Origin of the sequence: Carboxydothermus islandicus (genome assembly GCF_001950325.1) — a bacterium.
In the GTDB taxonomy this organism is placed as follows: Bacteria; Bacillota; Z-2901; order Carboxydothermales; family Carboxydothermaceae; genus Carboxydothermus; species Carboxydothermus islandicus.
Window position 1 is genome coordinate 1 of the sequence record NZ_BDJL01000106.1, and the last position, 490, is coordinate 490.

The following is a 490-nucleotide window of genomic DNA, read 5'->3' on the forward strand; positions in this document are numbered from 1 at the left end:
TGCCAGCGGGTATGAGATTACCTGGATAAAAGGGTATCCGTATTCAGGCAAGACCCAGGTATGGGTAAATGGCAACGACATCAGCAAAACCACTTATTATCAAATTGACAACAGCCAGGGGTACACAGTATTAAAGGTAAGCTATCCGGGAACTATAACAACCTTAAAGGTTTACTTCTTCCCCGGTGTGCGGGTAAAGATGAATATCAGCGACTACCTGGGCAATGAGGAAAGTGTCACCCATGTAGCAGGACTAAACTTCTTCTGCGGTGCCTGTCATACCGACTACAACACCAACTTAGACTACAATACCGGTGAAGAAAGAACCAATGGTTCTGCAGAAGAATTAACCGGTAAATACACCGAAGCCTATCGTCACCAGGTAGGATTTGACGCAACAGAATTTACCTCGATTGATGCTGTAAAAGCAATAGGATTAAAGTTTGAAATCAATGAAGGGAAGAACATCATGACCTGTTTAACCTGCCAC

Annotated in this window: 1 pseudogene; it reads left to right on the top strand. The window is 43.7% G+C overall.

Features of this window, described 5'->3' with window-relative positions:
• A pseudogene (locus tag ciss_RS13375) lies at positions 1-490 on the top strand (cytochrome c3 family protein); the annotation flags it as partial.